We start from the raw sequence: 20,958 nt of genomic DNA on the forward strand, positions 1-20,958 counted from the left end.
CCGACGTGCAAACGGCGATCGATACCTTGGAACCAGCGGTACGGGCCCAGCATGGGCAGATCCAGGGGGAGGTTCGCATGATCCAGGGGGTGATGATCGGCCTGATCCTGCTGATCGCGCTGCTCATCGACACCTTGCAGCGGCGCCTGGCCCGTACCCTGACGCACCTGGCTCCAGCTCTGTCGACCTGGGCCGAGGGAGATTTCAGCCGGGACATCCACGTGGGCGCCAGCAACCGCGAAATGCAGGACATCGAGGCTTCGCTCAATCGCCTGCGCGCTTACCTGGTGGACCTGGTGGGCACCATTCGGGTGAACGCCGAACAGGTCGCCGGCAGCAGCCGGGCCCTGGCCGAGCTGAGCGGCGAACTGCACAGTGGTGCGGAGGATCAGGCCGACGATACGGCGCTGATCCGGGATTCCCTCAGCGAGCTGGAAGCGACGATCCAGCAAGTGGCCGACGATGCCAGCCAGGCCGCAGGCGCCAGTCGCAGCGCCGGGCAAGCGGTGGAGCAAGGGCAGAAAGTCATCGGCCTGAGCCTCACGGGCCTGCACGCGTTGGTGGGGGAAGTGCAAGGCAACGCGCAGATGATCGAGCAACTGGCCGAGGAATCGGCCACCATCGGCGGCGTGCTGACGGTGATTCGCTCGATTGCCGACCAGACCAACCTGCTGGCGCTCAACGCGGCCATCGAAGCGGCTCGCGCCGGGGAAATGGGCCGCGGCTTTGCGGTGGTGGCTGAGGAAGTCCGCTCCCTGGCCCAGCGCACGGCGGGCGCCACCGCCGAAATCCAGACACTGATCGCCCGCCTGCAACTGGCCGCGCGCCAATCGGTGGACGGTATGCGCGCCCAGGTCGAACACGCCGAAGCCACCGCCAACCAGGCGCAAGCGGCCGACGGCGCGCTGGATGAGATCGTCGGCGCCATCCAGACCATCTCCGACACGGCGGTACGCATCGCCGACGTCACCGCCCAGCAAAGCGGCGCCGTCAGCGAAATCCGCGATCACAGCGAGCGGATTCACCAACTGGGCGCAGACAACCTGCTGCGCATCGGCCAGGGCCGGGAACAGGGCGATAACCTACTGGTGTTGGGCGGACGTTTGCACACCGCCGTGCAGGCATTTCGGGTTTAGAGCCACAGACTGCATGAATCACTGTGGGAGCGAGCTTGCTCGCGATAGCGGTGGATCAGCTTGCATCGATGTCGGATGTGCCGCCGTCATCGCGAGCAAGCTCGCTCCCACATTGATTCGGGAGGCCCGGGAATTACCGCTCACCGCAGTCCACCCTGTGGGAGCGGGCTTGCTCGCGAAAGCGGTGGATCAGCTTGCATCGATGCTGGATGTGCCGCAGTCATCGCGAGCAGGCTCGCTCCCACATTGATTGGCGGGTACCCGGGAATTGAGGCTGCCACAGGGGGCGGTATCCAACCGCATGACCGGATCAGAGACCCGGGTCACAAATTTCGCGCAAACATCGCTCATCGTGCTGGCTATTGCCGAGAACTGGACAGTCATTAAGGCTTTGCGGCATAGTCGCCGGGTTCTGATACCTGCTCACAGATAACAAGGAACAGCAGATGGCGACCCTACTGGTCCTGCACGGACCCAACCTGAACCTGCTGGGCACCCGTGAACCGGGCGTCTACGGCGCCGTGACACTGGCCCAGATCAACCAGGACCTGGAACAGCGGGCCCGCAACGCCGGCCATCATTTGCTCTACCTGCAAAGCAACGCCGAATATGAACTGATCGACCGCATCCATGCCGCGCGCGGCGAAGGCGTGGATTTCATTTTGATCAATCCAGCAGCTTTTACACATACAAGTGTCGCATTACGTGACGCGCTGCTGGCGGTGAGCATCCCATTCATCGAAGTGCACTTGTCCAACGTGCACAAACGCGAACCTTTCCGCCATCACTCCTACTTCTCCGATGTAGCAGTGGGAGTGATCTGCGGCCTTGGCGCCAGCGGTTACCGACTGGCCCTGGAGGCCGCCCTAGAACAGCTTGATAAACAGGCACCAGCTTGAACAACAAGCGTTAAACGCCCCTGACCGACCCTTGGGAGTTGATGATTCATGGATATCCGTAAAGTTAAGAAATTGATCGAATTGCTGGAAGAGTCCGGCATCGACGAGCTTGAGATCAAGGAAGGCGAAGAGTCCGTACGCATCAGCCGCCACAGCAAGACCCCGGCCCAGCAGTTCTATGCACCGGCCCCGATGCAGGCTCCGGCCGCCGCGCCTGCTCCGGCAGCAGCCCCGGTTGCCGCCGCAGCGCCAGCCGCACCGGCGGCACCGACGCTGAACGGCACTGTCGCTCGTTCGCCAATGGTGGGCACGTTCTATCGCAAGTCTTCGCCATCCTCGCCGTCCTTCGTTGAAGTCGGCCAGACCGTGAAGAAAGGCGACACCCTGTGCATCGTCGAAGCCATGAAGATGATGAACCACATCGAAGCTGAAACCAGCGGTGTGATCGAATCCATCCTCGTCGAAGACGGCCAGCCGGTTGAGTACGACCAACCGCTGTTCACCATCGTTTGAACCGCGGAGAGCCTTTGATGACTGCGAAGTTGGAAAAAGTTCTGATCGCTAACCGCGGTGAGATCGCCCTGCGGATTCTGCGTGCCTGCAAAGAGATGGGCATCAAGACCGTCGCCGTTTACTCCAAGGCCGACAAAGAACTGATGCACCTGGGCCTGGCGGACGAATCCGTCTGCATCGGTCCGGCGTCGGCTGCGCACTCCTACCTGCACATCCCGGCGATCATCGCCGCTGCCGAAGTGACCGGCGCCACCGCCATTCACCCGGGCTACGGTTTCCTGGCGGAAAACGCCGACTTCGCCGAACAGGTGGAAAACTCCGGTTTTGCCTTCATTGGCCCGAAAGCCGACACCATCCGCCTGATGGGCGACAAGGTTTCGGCCAAGCACGCCATGATCGCTGCTGGTGTACCGACCGTTCCGGGTTCCGACGGCCCGCTGCCTGAAGACGAAGAAACCGCTTTGCGCATCGGTCGCGAAGTCGGTTATCCGGTGATCATCAAGGCCGCTGGCGGCGGCGGTGGTCGCGGCATGCGCGTGGTACACAAGGAAGAAGACCTGATTTCCTCGGCGAAACTGACCCGCTCCGAAGCGGGCGCGGCGTTCGGCAACCCGATGGTCTACCTGGAAAAATTCCTGACCAACCCGCGTCACGTCGAAGTCCAGGTGCTGTCCGACGGCCAGGGCCAGGCCATCCATCTGGGCGACCGCGACTGCTCGCTGCAACGTCGTCACCAGAAAGTCCTCGAAGAAGCGCCGGCACCGGGCATCGACGAGAAAGCGCGCGAGGAAGTCCTGGCACGTTGCGTCAAGGCGTGTATCGACATCGGCTATCGCGGCGCCGGTACCTTCGAGTTCCTGTACGAGAACGGTCGTTTCTACTTCATCGAAATGAACACCCGTGTTCAGGTGGAGCACCCGGTTTCGGAAATGGTCACCGGTATCGACATCGTCAAGGAGATGCTCAGCATCGCCGCCGGCAACAAGCTGTCGTTCACCCAGGATGACGTGGTCATCCGCGGTCACGCGCTGGAATGCCGGATCAACGCCGAAGACCCGAAAACCTTCATGCCAAGCCCAGGCACGGTCAAGCATTTCCATGCCCCGGGCGGCAATGGCGTTCGCGTCGATTCGCACCTGTACAGCGGTTATGCCGTTCCGCCGAACTACGATTCGCTGATCGGCAAGCTGATCACCTACGGGGCGACCCGTGAAGAAGCCATGGCGCGCATGCGCAATGCGCTGGACGAAATCGTGGTAGACGGGATCAAGACCAACATCCCGCTGCACCGCGATCTCGTACGTGACGAAGGCTTCTGCAAAGGCGGCGTCAACATCCATTACCTGGAGCACAAGCTGGGCAACCAGCACTGATGCCTCACGTGATGTAAAAAGACCCCGGTCCATTGGCCGGGGTCTTTTTTTGCGCGCGCCTCAAAGGCGCAAGTGACGGATCACTTCAACGCCACCATGGAGTAGGCGTGTGATTCGATCTTCGCAGCATTCGCCCGCCTCCCCTGCTGGGTGAGGACGACGCCGTTGGCATTTTCCACCAGGATGTCGCTGCGCATGCGCGCCATGAATCCGCGAGCCCGCATGGACACCGGATCCGTGTTGTTCTTCGCTCGCGCCAGGACAGGTATGTAAAAGCGTTCGACCTGGCTGCCGGACGTCTTGAATACCGACGTGACCCCCGTGCGCAAATCCAGTGACACGCCATAGTTATTGCCCAGGCAGGAAGAATACGACCAGTGATCCCAGGTCGGTCGCAGCCCATGCCTCCTCATCACCTGCCTGACCGGCTCGCCGATGTCAGCCCCCGTCAACCAGTCCCCGCCGACCAGGGTGGCACGGACATCCTTGGCCGATCCCCCCAGGCGCCGCATCACATCCCGGACACTTCGCTCGATCAGCGCACGGATGTTGTGATCGAAATGAATGACCGCCCCGACCCGGGTGGTCGGGTTGTACAACGAAGCGATCACGCACGTCTGTGCATTGAGCGAGAACAGGTAGTTGTCCGCCGCCTCGCTGAACTTCGCCACCACGGCCTCGCCCTGCAACGCCCCCCTTGTCACGTCCGGGGAGACATGCCCGGGGAACGCCTCGCGCAAATCGCCTATGCGCCCCAGATTGCGCACCTCATCATTGCCACCGCTCAACCCGACTCTGTTATGGGTCCACTTGCCATTCGCCATCCTGCGAATGGGCAATTTGTAAAACGCGCCGGGACGCCGGGCATCCACCAGGCACAGGCCGCCAAAGTAAGGGTCCCTCTTCACCTGGTAGTACCTGCCCCCGCTCGCGATGTAGTAAGTGCTCTGCGGTTGCGAAGCGCTGGGCGGGCTGCGATAGGTGCCGAAAAAAATCCCCTCCTCCGTCACCAACTGCAGATCCCCTGGCGTTCTGCCGACCGCCTGCTGCGGCTTGAGGCGTATGGCCGGAACCAGCGGCCCGGACTCTTTGGCGACCACCGATGAGGTGCTTCTCAAGCGTTGCGCAGACAATGACAAGGGCTTCACGGCACGCTGCAAGTGCCTGGTCGCGTGCCCCAGTGCCGTGGCCATGCTGGCGGCGCCGAGCGTGGCGAACAGCGCTCCCCAGGTCGCGATCAGCCAATGACCGAGCGCGCCCTCCGTGTCGCCTTGCACGTGTCTCTGGATGGCCTGCCTGGCGCTGACGGCAATCAGGCCGATGTCCAGCAACAAGGTAAAGGGCGGATAAACCATGCACACCGGAACGGCCGCGAAGACCAGGCCCTGGAATACCTGGTTGCGGATCATTTCGGCACGACTGGTGGTGATGTCCTCCACATCGGTGACAGCGCGCTCGATGCCTGCATCGAACTCGGCACGGATATCCATCAGCCGATTGAGTTCACGCAATGTGTCGACGCGAGTGGTCCCGGCCGCCAGCGCCAACAGTGTCCGCTCCACGGCGGCACGGGCGGCGAGTGCGACCCGCTCCAGTACGTAATCGTGCAGTTGCGCGGCGATGCTCCCGGAAAACGCCAGGTACGGGCGAAACAGGATGCCGTCCGGCGCGTCGGGTGTGTACAACCAGTAAGAAGCCTTCGGATCGAAGTAGGTGAACACGTAGACGCCCAACACCACATGACCGGCGACGGTCAGCTTGATCACGCCTTCGCGCGTCACGGCGACACCGGGGTACGTGGCGCTGTTTGCAGGCCGCCCGTCGCTCAATAGCGTGACTTGCCGGGTGAGCCACTGGAACACTTCGGCGCTCAACATCGACTTGCCGTAGGCCACACGCAGGTCGCGGTCCATCCTGGCCAACAGCATGTAGCAGTAAGCCTCGCGGCGCTTGGCATACTCGGGCGCCGTGGCGTCGAGGAATCCGGCACGGATGTGCCTGGCATATCGCTCGCCCAGGTAGGCCACCCGAATGTAGGAGGCCAGATCGGCACTGCGAACCTGCGCCAAATCCTGCCCGACAGAGGAACGCACGCCCTTGGCGGGGTCGTCGATGTCCGCGTTGCGCTCGTATCCGTAGATGGCCAGGTCCAGCAGGCTGGTGGTTTTTTTCTCGGCGGCCAGCCCCGGAATGTAGTCGATGAAGACCGTGGCCGGATCGACCGCCTCAAGCACCCCCTTGCTGCGCATGTAGGGCCCGATCATGTCGGCGAAGGTACGCTTGGCGAAGTCCATGAACACTTCATAGCCCACGAACTGCTCATCGAATACTTGCCGCTGAACCAAGAATTCCTGGCTCAGGCCGCTGATGTTGCGCCGGGACTCAAGCGGCAATGCCGAGTACCAGCGAGGCGACTCGCTCAGCTCCACGTGTGCCAGGTTATTGGCCAGGCCGGTCGAGACAGCGTTCTGCAGACAGGCCTTGAAACTTGCCTGCGCGCCCCTGAGGTCTTGTTCCAGATCCCAGGAGACCGGTTTTTCCATCACACGGGCAAAGTACGCCCGGGCCTGTCCACGATCAGTCGGCGAGAGTTGCTGCAACAGGTACTCGCGACCGGCCTGGTGTTGGGTCCAGGCCCCGACTTCGCCGCTCAGGGCCCGCAGCGAAGGCAACTCGATCCATTCCTGGCCATCGGGTTTGCCGGGGGCAAACAGCAGCAGGCCACTGACAGCACCGCCCCCGTCTTCACGATAAAACACCAGTAGATCGGCACACTTCAGGCCATTGGGGAGCACTAGGCTGGCGACACGCAACCCGCCGGCGATGGGCGTCGCGATGTCGCCTTCCCAGAGGGCTGCGAGGCGGTCATGGCTGGTCACCGACAACTGGCCCGCACAACGGGCGACAAACGCACTGTGCTGCAACCGCGCCACAAACCAATCGAGCATGGCGTCCTTCAGGTCCCCCGCCTCATACCGCTCGGCCAAGGCTGGCAAGTACCCGGCAGGCGCGTCGACGCTGGCCAACAACTGCGCAATGAAGGCCGGTGAAAGAGGCTGGTTACGGAGCATGCCGCCGTTCTCGACCAGGAACACCGACACCGCGTCCGGCCGGACCGGGCCTGCCGCCACCAGTTCACTCAGGCTGTAGGTGCGTACGGGCTGACCAACGACCGTTCGCCACTGCAACTGCACACGAATGCTGTCCGGCTCGACCCCCATGTCCAACTCCTGCCTGACATAGTCCCTGGCCAGTTGCCGAGCGAAGGCCCGCAGCGAGCCCAGGCCATCGACCCGCTCATCCACCAGCGCCTGCGCCAGCGCGGCCTGGCTCTCGAAAGCCCGCAACGATTCACGATCAGGAGGGCTCAGCCCCCGCAGCCAATGCGGCAATTGCAATCGCGCCAGCGCGCCAAGGTCCCGGCGCTCGGCCGTGGTTGCCAATACAGTCAAGCGACTCGTCCGGCGCCAGGCGTCCTGGAGTGCTTCGATCTGCTCTCGCAACTCATCGACACCCAGGCCAGCCAGACGGTCAGGCCGGAACAGCTCGTCGACCGCGACCCTGTGCTCATCCAGTTTTTGCCTGACCACGTCTTCGAGGGAGGCATCGTACGCAGTCATTCGCCAATGCCGCCGCAGATAGTCCTTGTAGTGATCGACAAACCTCGAGGCCGCGCCTTCCACCGCCTGGACAACGAACGCCCGGCGCTCGGCCGCAAAACCCAAGTCCGGCCCATCGGGCCAACGGTAGGGCGCGTCCTGCTCCTCGTCATACACCAAAGGCGCCTGGTCGATCATGCGCTGCAGCACGGTATCGAGCAGGGTGCCCAGGAAGTGCGGATCGATGTTGCCTTGGTAATGGTAGGTGCGCAGCTCGACCAGCAAGTATTCTTCCAGCACCTCCAGCAGGCTCATCTGGGTGTGCAGTCGCGCGTCGATCGCCGCCTGCCAACGTGTCAGTTTTTCCAGGGTCGCCTGTGCGGTCGACACTGGCGGGGAATCGACCGGCCCCGTGCGCTCCATGTTGCCTTGCCGTCCGGCAATGATGTCCATACACAATCCTCCCTGCTGTGTGGACCGGCACCTTATCCGCCCTGGGGCAGGCCCATGGCATACATATATATATCGAAACACCGCCCCGACGGCGCGAGACTCGCTTATCCACTTTGGCGGCGACCTGGCGTACACTGCGCGCCTTTGCAGCCCTGCGCTGCCCTCCTGTGGATTTTTCAAAGGTGCCCGCCATGCCTTGGCTGCAAGTACGCCTGGCCATCAGCCCGGAACAAGCCGAAACCTACGAAGACGCGTTTCTTGAAGTAGGCGCTGTATCGGTAACCTTCATGGACGCCGAAGACCAGCCGATCTTCGAGCCGGAGCTCAATACCACCCCGCTGTGGTCCCACACCCACCTGCTGGCCCTGTTCGAAGGCGGCACCGAGGCCGCCAGCGTGCTGGCCCATCTCGAGCTGCTGACCGGCAGCCCGCTGCCCGAGCATCACAGTGAAGTGATCGAGGATCAGGATTGGGAACGCAGCTGGATGGACAACTTCCAGCCGATGCGTTTCGGCCAGCGCCTGTGGATCGTCCCGAGCTGGCATGCCGCGCCAGAGCCGGACGCGGTCAACCTGCTGCTGGACCCGGGCCTGGCGTTCGGCACCGGCACCCACCCGACCACCGCGCTGTGCCTGGAATGGCTCGACAGCCAGGACCTGAAGGGCTGCAACGTACTGGACTTTGGCTGTGGCTCGGGGATCCTCGCGATTGCCGCCCTCCTGCTGGGCGCCCGGGAAGCGGTCGGCACCGACATCGACGTCCAGGCCCTGGAAGCCTCCCGCGACAACGCCGGGCGCAACAACATCGCCGAAGCCCTGTTCCCGCTGTATTTGCCCCAGGACTTGCCACAGGTCCAGGCCGACGTGCTGGTGGCCAACATCCTGGCCGGCCCGCTGGTAGCCCTGGCGCCGCAACTGTCGAGCCTGGTCAAGCCGGGCGGACGCCTGGCGCTGTCGGGCATCCTCGCCGAACAGGGCGAAGAAGTCGCCGCCGCTTATGCCGCGGACTTTGACCTGGACCCGATCGCCAATCGCGATGGCTGGGTGCGCATCACCGGACGTCGGCGCTAGAATGAGCGCCTGTATCCACCGGATTGCCGCATGACTGACAGCTTCGTCACCCAGTGCCCGCATTGCCACACCCGTTTTCGCGTCAGCCATGCTCAATTGAGCGTGGCCCGCGGGGTGGTTCGTTGCGGCTCGTGCCTGCAGGTATTCAATGCCGCACAACAGTTGCTGGAACAACGCACAGCCAGGCAAGCGGTGCCTGCCATCGCGCCACCCGCCAAGCCGGCCGCCGACGCCCCGCCCCGGGCGATCAGCCAGAAACAATGGAGCGCCGCCGAGCTGGACCTGGATGACCTGGACAAGGAACTGGCGCGCCTGGAGCGCCGCGACAATCGCGCCCCGGGCAATGCCGGCCGGCGCCGGGAAGACAACCTGAGCGCGCAACGCGATTCGCTCTCCAGCGAACAGCAAACCTGGCCCGACAGCCTGTACAGCGACACCTCGGGCGAGCACGTCGAAACCGTCCTCGATACCCCCTTCGAACCGTTCGAACCCCACGAACCGGCGCGACCACCCCGTACCGAGCCGTCCCTGTCCCTGGCCCTCGAACCACTGGAACCGGACGACGAACCGGTCGCCCCGCTCCACCTCGCGCCGGACGACGAGCCCGACGAACACCTCGAGCGCCTGTCCGCCACCGATGACCACGACCACGACGATGAGCCCGAGCGACCGCTGCCACTGCGCAAGTCACGGGAGCGCCAGGAGCCGGGGATACGCGCCGAGGCCCTCCAAGACCTGGACGACGACCCGCTGCAACTGGACTGGCGCAAACGCCGTTCGCCCTGGGGCCGCCGCCTGTTGTGGGCCCTGCTGATCCTGCTCGCCGCCGCGGCCCTCGGTGGCCAGTACATCGCCTACCATTTCGAAGAACTGGCCCGCCAGGACCAGTACCGGCCGTGGTTCCTGCAAATCTGTCCGACCATCGGTTGCGACGTACCGTCCAAGGTCGACATCGCCAAGATCAAAAGCAGCAACCTGGTGGTGCGCAGCCATCCGGAGTTCAGCGGTGCCTTGGTGGTGGACGCGATCATCTACAACCGTGCGCCCTTCTCCCAACCTTTTCCGTTGCTGGAACTGCGCTTCGCCGACCTCAACGGGCACCTGATCGCAAGCCGTCGCTTCAAGCCCGGGGAGTACCTGGGCGGCGATCTCGAGGGCCGCGGCGAAATGCCGCCGCAAACGCCCATCCACATCGCGCTGGATATCCTGGATCCGGGTCCCAAGGCGGTGAACTACAGCTTGAGCTTTCATTCCCCCGAATGAAACCGGCCAGGGTCGGCCCATTGACGGCAGCTTTCTGACTGACCCCGCCCAGACCAAACCGCTGGCGATAACAAAATAGCTGTTCAGATTTTATCCAATTCGATCTTTATCCAGTCATCGAGAGCGGGTATCATGCCAACCCTTTTTCGAAGTCTCATGATCCGGCCCCACTTCAGGGAAGTCCTATGTCGGCGGTACGCATCGGCCCATATACATTGCAGAACGGCCTGGTTCTCGCCCCTATGGCGGGCGTCACCGACCAGCCCTTTCGTCAGTTGTGCAAACGCTTGGGCGCAGGACTGGTGGTGTCGGAAATGGTCACCAGCGACATGAGTTTGTGGAACACCCGCAAATCGCGTCTGCGCATGATCCACGAAGGCGATCCCGAGCCACGCTCGGTACAGATCGCCGGTGGCGACGCACAGATGCTGGCGGAGGCGGCCCGGGCGAACGTCGAGTTGGGGGCGCAGATCATCGACATCAATATGGGTTGCCCTGCGAAAAAGGTCTGCAACAAGGCCGCAGGCTCGGCACTGTTGAAAGATGAAGCGCTGGTCACCGAGATCCTGCAGGCCGTAGTGGCCGCGGTCGATGTGCCGGTGACCCTGAAGATCCGCACCGGGTGGGACCGGGAGAACAAGAATGGCCTGGTGGTGGCGAAGATCGCCGAACAGGCGGGCATCACGGCGTTGGCGGTCCATGGCCGCACCCGTGCCGACCTGTACACCGGCGAAGCCGAGTACGACACCATCGCCGCGATCAAGCAGGCGGTGTCGATTCCGGTCTTTGCCAACGGCGACATCGATTCGCCCGAGAAGGCCCGGTACGTGCTGGACGCGACCGGTGCCGATGGCCTGTTGATCGGCCGGGCCGCCCAGGGGCGGCCATGGATTTTTCGTGAGATCGAACATTACCTGCGCACTGGCGAAAAGCTGGCGCCGCCGCAGTTGTCCGAGGTGGAACGTATTCTGCTAGAGCATCTGGCCGCGCTACATGCCTTCTACGGAGAAGTCATGGGCGTACGCATCGCTCGCAAGCATGTGGGCTGGTATCTCGCAACCCTGCCGGGCGCCAGGGAGTTTCGCGCCCGTTTCAATCGTTTGGATGGTACGCAAGCACAATGCGCCGACGTTCAGGCGTTCTTCGCTGAGCGTTACAAGAGCCTGACAGGGGACGAAGGGGTGGCCGCATGACGATGATGACCGAGACTTTAGTGAGTGGAACAGCACCCGTGAGCGACAACGTGAATTTGAAACAGCACCTCAATACGCCCAGCGAAGAAGGTCAGACCCTTCGCGGGAGTGTCGAGAAGGCGCTGCACAATTATTTCGCCCACCTTGAGGGCGCTGCCGTCACGGATGTGTACAACCTGGTGCTTTCCGAAGTCGAGGCACCGCTGCTCGAAAGCGTGATGAACTACGTCAAGGGCAACCAGACCAAGGCCAGTGAGCTGCTGGGCCTGAACCGCGGCACCCTGCGCAAGAAACTCAAGCAGTACGATCTGCTGTAAGCATTCAATCAAACCAGAAAGGCGCCCGCATAAAAAACGGTCGCCTTTTTTGCTGACTTCCCTTGCTTTTGATGGAAATTGAAATGACCGACCAGACCACCCGCCTGCCGATCCGCCGCGCCTTGATCAGCGTTTCCGACAAGACCGGGATCCTCGAATTCGCCCGCGAGCTGCAACAGCTGGGCGTCGAGATTCTCTCCACCGGCGGGACCTTCAAGCTGCTGCAGGACAATGGCGTCGCCGCAGTGGAAGTCGCGGACTACACCGGTTTTGCGGAAATGATGGACGGTCGGGTCAAGACCCTGCACCCGAAAATCCACGGCGGGATCCTGGGCCGTCGCGGCATCGACGACGCCATCATGAACGAACACGGCATCAAGCCGATCGACCTGGTGGCCGTCAACCTCTACCCGTTCGAAGCCACCATCAACAAGCCTGGCTGCGACCTGCCGACCGCCATCGAGAACATCGACATCGGCGGCCCGACCATGGTCCGCTCGGCGGCCAAGAACCATAAAGACGTGGCCATCGTGGTCAACGCCAGCGACTACGCCAGCGTGCTGGAGAACCTCAAGGCCGGTGGCCTGACCTACGCCCAGCGTTTCGACCTGATGCTCAAGGCCTTCGAACACACCGCCGCCTACGACGGCATGATCGCCAACTACATGGGCACCGTGAACCAGGCGGCTGAAACCCTGTCGACCGAAGGCCGCAGCGAATTCCCGCGCACCTTCAACACCCAGTTCGTCAAGGCCCAGGAAATGCGCTACGGCGAGAACCCGCACCAGAGCGCGGCGTTCTACGTGGAAGCCAAGCCTGCCGAAGTCGGCATTGCCACCGCCACCCAACTGCAAGGCAAGGAACTGTCGTTCAACAACGTGGCCGACACCGACGCCGCGCTGGAGTGCGTGAAGAGCTTCGTCAAGCCAGCCTGCGTGATCGTCAAGCACGCCAACCCGTGCGGCGTGGCCGTGAGCCCGGACGCCGAGGGCGGCATCCGCCAGGCCTACGAACTGGCCTACGCCACCGACACCGAGTCGGCCTTCGGCGGCATCATCGCCTTCAACCGTGAACTGGACGCCGAGACCGCCAAGGCCATCGTCGAGCGCCAGTTCGTCGAAGTGATCATCGCCCCTTCCGTCAGTGAAGAAGCCCGCGCCATCGTTGCCGCCAAGGCCAACGTGCGCCTGCTGGCCTGCGGCCAATGGTCGGCCGATCGCGCGCCGGCCTGGGACTACAAGCGTGTCAATGGCGGCCTGCTGGTCCAGAGCCGTGACATCGGCATGATCGGCAGCGAAGACCTGAAAGTGGTGACCCGGCGCCCCCCGAGCGAGCAGGAAATCAACGACCTGATCTTCGCTTGGAAAGTCGCCAAGTACGTCAAGTCCAATGCCATCGTCTATGCCAAGAACCGCCAGACCATCGGTGTCGGTGCCGGCCAGATGAGCCGCGTGAACTCGGCCCGCATCGCCGCCATCAAGGCTGAACACGCCGGCTTGCAGGTACAGGGCGCAGTCATGGCCTCCGATGCGTTCTTCCCGTTCCGCGACGGCATCGACAACGCGGCCAAGGTCGGCATCACCGCCGTGATCCAGCCGGGTGGCTCGATGCGTGACAACGAAGTGATTGCGGCTGCTGATGAAGCAGGGATTGCGATGGTGTTCACCGGCATGCGCCACTTCCGCCACTAATTTGCTTGATCGTACCCACGCTCTGCGTGGGCACGCAGCCCGGGACGCAGAGCGTCCGTAGAGGCATTCCCACGCAGAGCGTGGGAACGATCAGCCCCAAATCAGCGTCATCCGAGGTTTTTGAAATGAATGTTTTGATCATTGGCAGCGGTGGCCGCGAACACGCCCTGGCCTGGAAAGTGGCCCAGGATCCCCGTGTGCAGAAGGTTTTCGTGGCGCCGGGCAATGCCGGCACCGCCATCGAAGCCAAGTGCGAAAACGTCGCCATCGACGTGCTGGCCCTGAAGCAACTGGCCGACTTCGCCGAGAAGAACGTCTCGCTGACCATCGTCGGCCCGGAAGTGCCGCTGGTCGCCGGCGTGGTCGACCTGTTCCGCTCCCGTGGCCTGGACTGCTTCGGCCCGACCGCTGGCGCCGCGCAGCTGGAAGGCTCGAAAGCGTTCACCAAGGATTTCCTGGCGCGCCACAAGATCCCGACCGCCGACTACCAGAACTTCACCGAAATCGAACCGGCCCTGGCGTACCTGCGCGAGAAAGGCGCACCGATCGTGATCAAGGCCGACGGCCTGGCCGCCGGCAAGGGCGTGATCGTTGCCATGACCCTGGCCGAAGCCGAAGATGCCGTGCGCGACATGCTCGCTGGCAATGCCTTCGGTGACGCCGGTTCCCGCGTGGTGATCGAAGAGTTCCTCGACGGCGAGGAAGCCAGCTTCATCGTCATGGTCGATGGCAAGAACGTACTGCCGATGGCCACCAGCCAGGACCACAAGCGTGTCGGCGATGGCGACAGCGGCCCGAATACCGGCGGCATGGGCGCCTACTCCCCTGCCCCGGTGGTGACCGCCCAGGTGCACCAGCGCGTCATGGACCAGGTGATCTGGCCGACCGTGCGCGGCATGGCCGAGGAAGGCAACGTCTACACCGGCTTCCTCTACGCGGGCCTGATGATCGACAAGGCTGGTAACCCAAAAGTCATCGAATTCAACTGCCGTTTCGGCGATCCTGAGACCCAGCCGGTCATGCTGCGCTTGCAATCGAGCCTGGTCCTGCTGGTCGAGGCCGCACTGGCACAGGCCCTGGACAAGGTCGAAGCCCAATGGGATCCGCGCCCAAGCGTCGGTGTCGTATTGGCGGCCGGCGGTTACCCGGGCGACTACGCCAAAGGTAGCGCAATCCGGGGCCTGGACGCCGCGGCCCGGCTGGAAGGCAAAGTCTTCCATGCAGGCACGGCATTGAAGGATGGGCAAGTGGTCACCGCCGGCGGTCGTGTGCTTTGCGCCACCGCCCTGGGCGCCAGTGTCGACGACGCTCAGCAGCAGGCCTACAAGCTTGCCGCCGAGATCGACTGGGAAGGTTGTTTCTACCGCAAGGACATTGGCTACCGCGCCATTGCCCGTGAGCGTGGCGAAAATCTGGAATAACCCGGCCATTCAGCCAGGCAGGGGTCTGCGGCCCTTGCCTGACTGTTCCGGCGCCGCGCATAGTTATAATCTGGCATCAACCTACGAAGGGATTTCGCCGTGCGCTGGCTCAGGATTGCCATAGGCTTTACCGTCACCCTGCTGACGCTGCTCTGCATGCTCCCGGCCCAGGCCGCGCCAGGCAGTGGCTGGGCGGTATTGCTCGACGAACAGGGCGACCTGACGCTGAGCGACATCCGCTCCGCTCGGTACACCAACCAATTCAGCCCCATCGACCTGGACCGCCTCAGGGCCGCCGAGCCCGGCGGAGCATTGTGGCTGCGCTTCCGCCTGGCCCCGGACAGGCATGAACAAATCCTGCGCATCTTCGCCCCCGACCTGTCACGCCTGAACCTCTATGTGCTGGACGGCGACGCCCTGGTCGAGCAACAGGTCGGCGGCAATGCCACGCCGCATACGGAACCGGCGGTGCCCAGCAGCGAACTCATGTTGCCACTGCCGCGCAGCGACAAATCATTGGACGTTTACCTGCGACTGGCCTCGCGTCACGAACTGCGCCCCTACATCACGTTGCAATCGGCCGTCGTGGCGGCGGCCGATCAGAACCAGACGCTGATCTATGGGCTGCTGTTCGGCTGCATCGCCATGCTGATCCTGCACAACCTCACTCGCTACGCTTACACCCGTTCCCGCAGTTGCCTGTGGCTGGCCGCCTGTGAAGGGCTGCTGATGCTCAGCCTGGCGCTGTTGCTGAACCTGGCCGGGCCCTGGCTGCCCGACTGGCCGGCGGTGCAGACGCCCGGCGCTTACCTGGCGTTGCTGCTGACGGCGCCCTGCGGCCTGATGTTCGCCTATCGCTTCTTCGCGCCCCTGGGGCCGCACCCGTTGAACCGGTTGCTGCTGGGGGACATTGTGTTCGTCATGCTGTGCAGCCTGCTGCTGTTGTTCGTCAACACGCTGCCACTCAATATCATGACCTATGCCCTGGTGGCCCTCGCAGGCCTGAGCATGCTGTTCGTCAGCGCCTGGCACTGGCAAAAGGGCTACCGCCCGGCCCGGCTGTTCGTCGCGGCCATGGTCGTCTTCAACCTGGGCACGCTGATCATTCTTCCGGCCCTGCAAGGGCTCACGGAAGTCCCCCCCCAAGGCTTGATCATCACCCTGCTGATCTTCATCTGCATCAGCGGCCTGTTGATGAGTGTCGCCCTGGGCGAGCGCCAGCGCTCGATCAACGAAAGCCGCTTCAGCATCAGCCGCGACCTGGCGGCGAGCAATGCCGAGATCAATGCCAAGGCCGAGTTCCTGGCCAAGATCAGCCATGAGATCCGCACCCCGATGAACGGCGTGCTGGGCATGACCGAGCTGCTGCTGGGCACGCCACTGTCGGTCAAGCAACGCGACTACGTGCAAACGATCCACAGCGCCGGCAATGAACTGCTGACCCTGATCAACGAGATCCTCGACATTTCCCGGCTCGAATCCGGGCAGATCGAACTGGACGATGTGCAGTTCGACCTCAATGCGCTGATCGAGGACTGCCTGAGCATCTTCCGCGCCAAGGCCGAACAGCAGAACGTCGAGCTGATCAGCTTCATCCAGCCCCAGGTGCCGCGGGTGATCAGCGGCGACCCGACGCGGTTGCGCCAGGCGCTGCTGAGCCTGCTGGAAAACGCCCTGAAGAAGACCGACGAGGGCGAAGTGCTGATCGTCGTCGCCCTGGACGAGCGCAGCCATCAGCCGCGCCTGCGCATCGCCGTGCAGGACAGCGGGACGCCGATGGACGCTGAAGAGCGCGACACGCTGATGCACGCCGAGCTGCACAGCAAGAACTTCCTTTCCGCCACGCGCCTGGGGGGCAACCTGGGGCTGGTTATCGCCCGCCAGCTGATCATGCTGATGCACGGGGAGTTCGGCATCAAGAGCGGCAGCAACCAGGGCAGTACCTTGTGGCTGACCTTGCCCTTGGACCCGGATCGCCTCGAACACCCGACCTCCGACCTCGATGGCCCGCTGCAAGGGGCACGGGTGTTGATCGTCGACGACAACGACACCTGCCGCAAGGTGCTGGTACAGCAGTGCAGCGCCTGGGGCCTGAACGTCAGCGCGGTGCCCTCGGGCAAGGAAGCCCTGGCGCTGCTGCGCACCAAGGCACACCTGCGGGATTATTTCGACGTGGTGCTGCTGGACCAGAACATGCCGGGCATGACCGGCATGCAATTGGCGGCCAAGATCAAGGAAGACCCGAGCCTGAACCATGACATCCTGTTGATCATGCTCACCGGTATCAGCAATGCGCCGAGCAAGATCGTGGCGCGCAACAGCGGGGTCAAGCGCATCCTCGCCAAACCGGTGGCCGGCTATACCCTCAAGACCACCCTGGCGGACGAGCTGAACCAGCGCAACCGGGGCCAGGCTACGAACGTGCAGGTGAACGCCAGTCCTCCCCCCCCGGTGAAGGTGCCGAGCGATTTCCGCATCCTGGTGGCCGAGGACAACAGCATTTCCACCAAGGTCATCCGTGGCATGCTCGGCAAGCTCAACCTGCAACCCGACACCGCCAGCAACGGCGAGGAAGCCCTCAAGGCCATGAAGGAGCAGCGCTACGACCTGGTCCTGATGGACTGCGAAATGCCGATCCTCGACGGGTTTTCCGCCACCCAGCAACTGCGTGCCTGGGAAATGGGTAACCAGCGCACCCGCACGCCAGTGGTGGCGCTCACCGCGCACATCCTGGCCGAGCACAAGGAACGCGCCCGCCAGGCAGGAATGGACGGGCACATGGCCAAGCCGGTGGAACTGTCGCAACTGCGCGAGCTGATCGAACACTGGGTGGCCCAGCGCGACCAGCAGAACAAGGCCGTGCATACGCCCTGAACCCGCGAGAGCATTCAGCGACTACCCGTAGCGTCGTTCAGATTTCCAGCTCATGCAGGTGACGAGTCGTTTCGGCGATCACCGCGGCCGCGACTTTTTGCCTGAACGTTGCGTAATGCAGCGTACTGAATGTCACGACGGCCATTTCCTCCACGCTGCTTTCCACCACTTCCTCCATTGGCCAGAACAGAAATCCCGAGACCGTCCTGCGGGTGCGGAACTGCTTGTGATACAACGCGATTTCGACTTTCCCGCGGGATTTGGCCACGCAGGGGATCACCTGGAAGAGTCCCGTATTGCGCTGTAGGCTCGTTCGTTCAAACAGCTCGAGCGCAGCAGGGCTTCGTCCAAGCGTTGCTATCGCCTGGCTGGCCTGCCGCGAATAGCCTGCGCCAAAGGAACGGGCGATCTGCTGCGAAACGCTATCGGCCATCAATCCTTGCCCGGCCTGCCCCGCACTGACAGGACGCGCCGAGTCCCACCCCAGGTACCTGAGCTTGTTCTTGTAATAGTCGAACCAGTTACCGACCAGACCGTCCTTGTACGCCGAACGGGTTGCCAACTGCGCGTACAAGTTGCTCAGGTAGATATCCTCGCGATCTTGGAGGGACAAACCCTCGTCGAAGGACACGATACTCCCGCCCACCACCGCTGCCCTCGATGCCTCATCCAGGCGCAACCGCTGCCCGTCGGCCGATCGAAACCCTTGATCCGTCATAACGCCCCCGCTTCCGGTTGCGCTTGCTCGACCGCATCGGAAATATCGATGATGTTCCTGGCGGCCTTATCCCCCAGCTTGTGGACAATCGCATCACGGAAGGGCGCATAGAGCGCCTGGGACAAATTCGCCTTGAAGCAACGCAATTGAATATTGCCCACCACAGGATCGGTGGAGAAGAGTTGCCCAAGAGGGTTGGACGTCACGTGCTCGGGCTCGAACTCCAGGCAGACGCTACTCAACACAGGCCCCTGTTGGGCCAGGATGACTTGCAGCCTGATTCTGTCGGGTGCTTTATGGGGCGCCTCGGACGAATCCGGGCTTTTCGGACGATGGGCATGTTCACGCAGCAATTCAATTGCGGGCAACGTGCTGGACAACTGGGCGACGCGCTTCAATACATCAGTTACCTGCGCAATCAAAGTTCGCTCAACATATTCTCCCAGCCGCTCTTCGACACATTCCATCAGGTTGGTTTTCGATGAGGCAGCGAGTGTAAAGTTGTCCCAACTCACGGCCTTTTGCATCCAGCCATTATTCAGTACTTCCCGGTACGCTGAGTACCAGTCACTGGACCGGGCAAGAGCGGGGTATTTTTTACTGGCTACCAGCTGGGCAAACAATATCGAATTCAATACATCGAGCCGGTCCTGCCCAATCAGGTCAGTGGGCAGCAGGACAACAGCACCGGCATTAATAAAAACCGAACAATGATCTTTCATGACAACTACCTTATTCCATTAACGGATGGCGACTACCTCGGTAGTCGCCAGGAGATTAATCAATCAGATCTCGTACTCGTCGATTTTTTGTTTCGCGCGTTCACCCAGTTTTGCAACAATCATCTCTCGAGTTGCATTGATAATTGTCGGCACCATGGTCATATGACATTCACCGCGATACAGGTCTACCGAACTGCTATCCCAATCCACGAACAGGACCTTGGTCTGGTTCGTCCGCTTGAGGAAACGCACGGCGCCTAATGCCATGAGTATTTCACCGTGCGGGGTTTCGTGACAGCTCGCCACACCAAAGCCACCGGTGCCGGACTCCTGGATATTCTGGTCAAAGAGCCGCAGCGACTTGTCATTGGTTTGCAATGCGGCGATCGCATCACCGGCCACTTTAAGCATCAGCAACGAAGTCGGACCAGGAACGGCAGCCGCCGCCACCGCCGAACCGAGGATTTTCAACACCAGTTGATCCATCTTGAAACTCTTGCCGGACGCGGCAACCTTATCGTGGTAATGCCGCAGAATGGTCCAGCCACAACTCTGCATGACGTCAAGGAAGGTTTTATACCATTCCTCGCCTTCGTCATCCCGTGGATACTTCTTACTGGCAACCAGCGATGCAAATAGATAGGAATGCTGGATATCCGCTTGATTTTGCGCCGTCATACCTGAAACGAACGACATGATAGCGTCTCCGACAATCGAAGCGCGGTCCGGCTTTTCGATTTCGTTGTCAAACCCTGCCGCTTTATATCTGGCAATCCGAGGGGAAACAATTACATCGTCCGGCGATATATCGTAGGCATTCAGGCGTTCCAGGCGGTCCGCCAAAGTGATAACCGAATCAAATTTAGCATTCATTGAATATGTCCCTTATTTAATTAAAGCCCTCCATGGGCCCGAGCGCCATACTTACCTATCCACCTTAAGGGTAACAAGCACAGAACTGTAACCGCACTTAATCCCAAGACAACAACCAACAACTAACAGAAAAAACAAACCAAGATTTCACTACATTAAAACCCTCAAGCCCACGGCCAGCCGACAGACATCCCGACGCCTGATAGACTCCACGCCAAACTCATTCGTCGCGAGCCTCGACCATGCTCCATGTGTTGTTCAGCGTTTACCTGAAGATGCTGGTGCTCTACAGCCCCTTCTTCGTCCTGTCCTGCTTCATCGGCCTGACGCGCGGCTATTCCCGCAAGGAACAACGCCGCCTGGCTTGGAAAGTCGCGACGGCGACGCTGATCTCCAGCGTGTTGCTGTATTTGTTCGGACGAGTGATTTTCAGCGTGTTCGGCATCACCGTGGATGCGTTCCGGATCGGCGCCGGCAGCGTGCTGTTCATTTCGGCCCTGGGCATGGCCCAGGGCAAGTCGGCCGTGCAGACCGACAACGTGCAACAGGACGTGACCATCGTCCCGCTGACCATTCCGTTGACCGTCGGCCCCGGCACCATCGGCGCCCTGCTGGTGATGGGCGTGAGCCAGCCGCACTGGGACGATAAACTCATGGCCATCATCAGCATCGCCCTGGCGAGCTTCACCGTCGGCGTCGTGCTCTACCTGTCCAGCCGCATCGAACGGATCCTCGGCGACCAGGGCCTGCAGATCGTCAGTCGCCTGATGGGGCTGTTTGTCTGCGCCTTGGCGGCGCAGATCATTTTTACCGGGGTGAAGGGCTACCTGGTGCCGTAAAAAC

At 62.1% G+C, this 20,958-nt stretch carries 16 protein-coding genes; 12 read left to right on the forward strand and 4 right to left on the reverse strand.

The genetic code is table 11. From position 1 onward, the window contains the following. Window positions 1-242: 242 nt before the first annotated feature. The 4 genes from BM321_RS31375 to accC all read left to right on the forward strand — a co-directional run bounded on the left by BM321_RS31375 (window position 243) and on the right by accC (window position 3,921). On the forward strand, window positions 243-1,136 hold the full coding sequence (locus BM321_RS31375; protein WP_371856645.1) for a methyl-accepting chemotaxis protein: 894 nt from the start codon (window positions 243-245) through the stop codon (window positions 1,134-1,136). A 446-nt stretch (window positions 1,137-1,582) separates the two neighbouring features. Then, on the forward strand, window positions 1,583-2,035 hold the full coding sequence (aroQ, locus tag BM321_RS22860) for a type II 3-dehydroquinate dehydratase (protein WP_092331086.1): 453 nt from the start codon (window positions 1,583-1,585) through the stop codon (window positions 2,033-2,035). Between the two features lie 48 nt (window positions 2,036-2,083). Beyond that, window positions 2,084-2,548: an acetyl-CoA carboxylase biotin carboxyl carrier protein gene (gene accB, locus BM321_RS22865; protein ID WP_053118072.1), complete on the forward strand. Its 465-nt coding sequence runs from the start codon at window positions 2,084-2,086 to the stop codon at window positions 2,546-2,548. Window positions 2,549-2,565: 17 nt separating this feature from the next. Then, complete coding sequence (gene accC / locus BM321_RS22870) at window positions 2,566-3,921, forward strand: acetyl-CoA carboxylase biotin carboxylase subunit (protein ID WP_092331083.1); 1,356 nt, start codon at window positions 2,566-2,568, stop codon at window positions 3,919-3,921. Between the two features lie 80 nt (window positions 3,922-4,001). Here accC and BM321_RS22875 read toward each other — a convergent pair whose 3' ends face one another. Beyond that, window positions 4,002-7,973, reverse strand: coding sequence for a dermonecrotic toxin domain-containing protein (locus BM321_RS22875; RefSeq protein WP_092444920.1), 3,972 nt, complete (start codon window positions 7,971-7,973; stop codon window positions 4,002-4,004). 191 nt (window positions 7,974-8,164) lie between these two features. Between BM321_RS22875 and prmA the strand changes: the two genes are divergently transcribed. The 7 genes from prmA to BM321_RS22910 all read left to right on the forward strand — a co-directional run bounded on the left by prmA (window position 8,165) and on the right by BM321_RS22910 (window position 17,802). Beyond that, a complete protein-coding gene (prmA, locus tag BM321_RS22880; RefSeq protein WP_092331078.1) occupies window positions 8,165-9,043 on the forward strand; it encodes a 50S ribosomal protein L11 methyltransferase in 879 nt (292 codons plus the stop codon). A 30-nt stretch (window positions 9,044-9,073) separates the two neighbouring features. Continuing rightward, window positions 9,074-10,306, forward strand: a complete 1,233-nt coding sequence (locus tag BM321_RS22885) for a DUF3426 domain-containing protein (protein ID WP_092444922.1) — start codon at window positions 9,074-9,076, stop codon at window positions 10,304-10,306. A gap of 185 nt (window positions 10,307-10,491) precedes the next feature. Beyond that, on the forward strand, window positions 10,492-11,499 hold the full coding sequence (gene dusB, locus BM321_RS22890) for a tRNA dihydrouridine synthase DusB (RefSeq protein WP_092444924.1): 1,008 nt from the start codon (window positions 10,492-10,494) through the stop codon (window positions 11,497-11,499). Beyond that, the gene (fis, locus tag BM321_RS22895; RefSeq protein WP_007921650.1) at window positions 11,496-11,816 is read left to right on the forward strand and encodes a DNA-binding transcriptional regulator Fis; all 321 of its coding nucleotides are present in this window, start codon (window positions 11,496-11,498) and stop codon (window positions 11,814-11,816) included. The genes dusB and fis overlap by 4 nt, the downstream gene beginning before the upstream one ends. A gap of 83 nt (window positions 11,817-11,899) precedes the next feature. Continuing rightward, a complete protein-coding gene (gene purH, locus BM321_RS22900) occupies window positions 11,900-13,507 on the forward strand; it encodes a bifunctional phosphoribosylaminoimidazolecarboxamide formyltransferase/IMP cyclohydrolase (RefSeq protein ID WP_092444926.1) in 1,608 nt (535 codons plus the stop codon). Between the two features lie 125 nt (window positions 13,508-13,632). Next, complete coding sequence (gene purD, locus BM321_RS22905; RefSeq protein ID WP_092444928.1) at window positions 13,633-14,928, forward strand: phosphoribosylamine--glycine ligase; 1,296 nt, start codon at window positions 13,633-13,635, stop codon at window positions 14,926-14,928. 99 nt (window positions 14,929-15,027) lie between these two features. Beyond that, window positions 15,028-17,802, forward strand: a complete 2,775-nt coding sequence (locus BM321_RS22910) for a hybrid sensor histidine kinase/response regulator (protein WP_092331068.1) — start codon at window positions 15,028-15,030, stop codon at window positions 17,800-17,802. 37 nt (window positions 17,803-17,839) lie between these two features. Here the strand turns inward: BM321_RS22910 and BM321_RS22915 are convergent, their stop codons facing one another. The 3 genes from BM321_RS22915 to BM321_RS22925 form a co-directional block, all read right to left on the reverse strand. Beyond that, entirely contained in the window at window positions 17,840-18,520 is a 681-nt protein-coding gene (locus BM321_RS22915) for a hypothetical protein (protein ID WP_256573473.1), read from the reverse strand. Then, window positions 18,517-19,242: a hypothetical protein gene (locus BM321_RS22920; protein ID WP_092444930.1), complete on the reverse strand. Its 726-nt coding sequence runs from the start codon at window positions 19,240-19,242 to the stop codon at window positions 18,517-18,519. The genes BM321_RS22915 and BM321_RS22920 overlap by 4 nt, the downstream gene beginning before the upstream one ends. A gap of 63 nt (window positions 19,243-19,305) precedes the next feature. Next, window positions 19,306-20,115 (reverse strand): hypothetical protein, encoded by an 810-nt coding sequence (locus tag BM321_RS22925; protein ID WP_092444932.1) that lies wholly within the window; start codon window positions 20,113-20,115, stop codon window positions 19,306-19,308. Between the two features lie 242 nt (window positions 20,116-20,357). Here BM321_RS22925 and BM321_RS22930 point away from each other — a divergent pair, with 242 nt between their 5' ends. Beyond that, window positions 20,358-20,954, forward strand: coding sequence for a MarC family protein (locus tag BM321_RS22930; RefSeq protein WP_060739358.1), 597 nt, complete (start codon window positions 20,358-20,360; stop codon window positions 20,952-20,954). Window positions 20,955-20,958: the final 4 nt, after the last annotated feature.

The organism is Pseudomonas sp. NFIX10, assembly GCF_900111955.1.
GTDB classification, from domain to species: Bacteria; Pseudomonadota; Gammaproteobacteria; order Pseudomonadales; family Pseudomonadaceae; genus Aquipseudomonas; species Aquipseudomonas fluorescens_AA.

Bases quoted from the DNA above. Each gene is read 5' to 3' on its own strand.
- accC (WP_092331083.1), top strand. From the start codon at position 2,566: ATGACTGCGAAGTTGGAAAAAGTTCTGATCGCTAACCGCGGTGAGATC.
- dusB (WP_092444924.1), top strand. From the start codon at position 10,492: ATGTCGGCGGTACGCATCGGCCCATATACATTGCAGAACGGCCTGGTT.
- BM321_RS22915 (WP_256573473.1), bottom strand. From the start codon at position 18,520: ATGACGGATCAAGGGTTTCGATCGGCCGACGGGCAGCGGTTGCGCCTG.
- BM321_RS22930 (WP_060739358.1), top strand. From the start codon at position 20,358: ATGCTCCATGTGTTGTTCAGCGTTTACCTGAAGATGCTGGTGCTCTAC.
- BM321_RS22920 (WP_092444930.1), bottom strand. From the start codon at position 19,242: ATGAAAGATCATTGTTCGGTTTTTATTAATGCCGGTGCTGTTGTCCTG.
- BM321_RS22885 (WP_092444922.1), top strand. From the start codon at position 9,074: ATGACTGACAGCTTCGTCACCCAGTGCCCGCATTGCCACACCCGTTTT.
- purH (WP_092444926.1), top strand. From the start codon at position 11,900: ATGACCGACCAGACCACCCGCCTGCCGATCCGCCGCGCCTTGATCAGC.
- accB (WP_053118072.1), top strand. From the start codon at position 2,084: ATGGATATCCGTAAAGTTAAGAAATTGATCGAATTGCTGGAAGAGTCC.
- BM321_RS22875 (WP_092444920.1), bottom strand. From the start codon at position 7,973: ATGGACATCATTGCCGGACGGCAAGGCAACATGGAGCGCACGGGGCCG.
- fis (WP_007921650.1), top strand. From the start codon at position 11,496: ATGACGATGATGACCGAGACTTTAGTGAGTGGAACAGCACCCGTGAGC.
- purD (WP_092444928.1), top strand. From the start codon at position 13,633: ATGAATGTTTTGATCATTGGCAGCGGTGGCCGCGAACACGCCCTGGCC.
- BM321_RS31375 (WP_371856645.1), top strand. From the start codon at position 243: ATGCAGGACATCGAGGCTTCGCTCAATCGCCTGCGCGCTTACCTGGTG.
- BM321_RS22925 (WP_092444932.1), bottom strand. From the start codon at position 20,115: ATGAATGCTAAATTTGATTCGGTTATCACTTTGGCGGACCGCCTGGAA.
- prmA (WP_092331078.1), top strand. From the start codon at position 8,165: ATGCCTTGGCTGCAAGTACGCCTGGCCATCAGCCCGGAACAAGCCGAA.
- aroQ (WP_092331086.1), top strand. From the start codon at position 1,583: ATGGCGACCCTACTGGTCCTGCACGGACCCAACCTGAACCTGCTGGGC.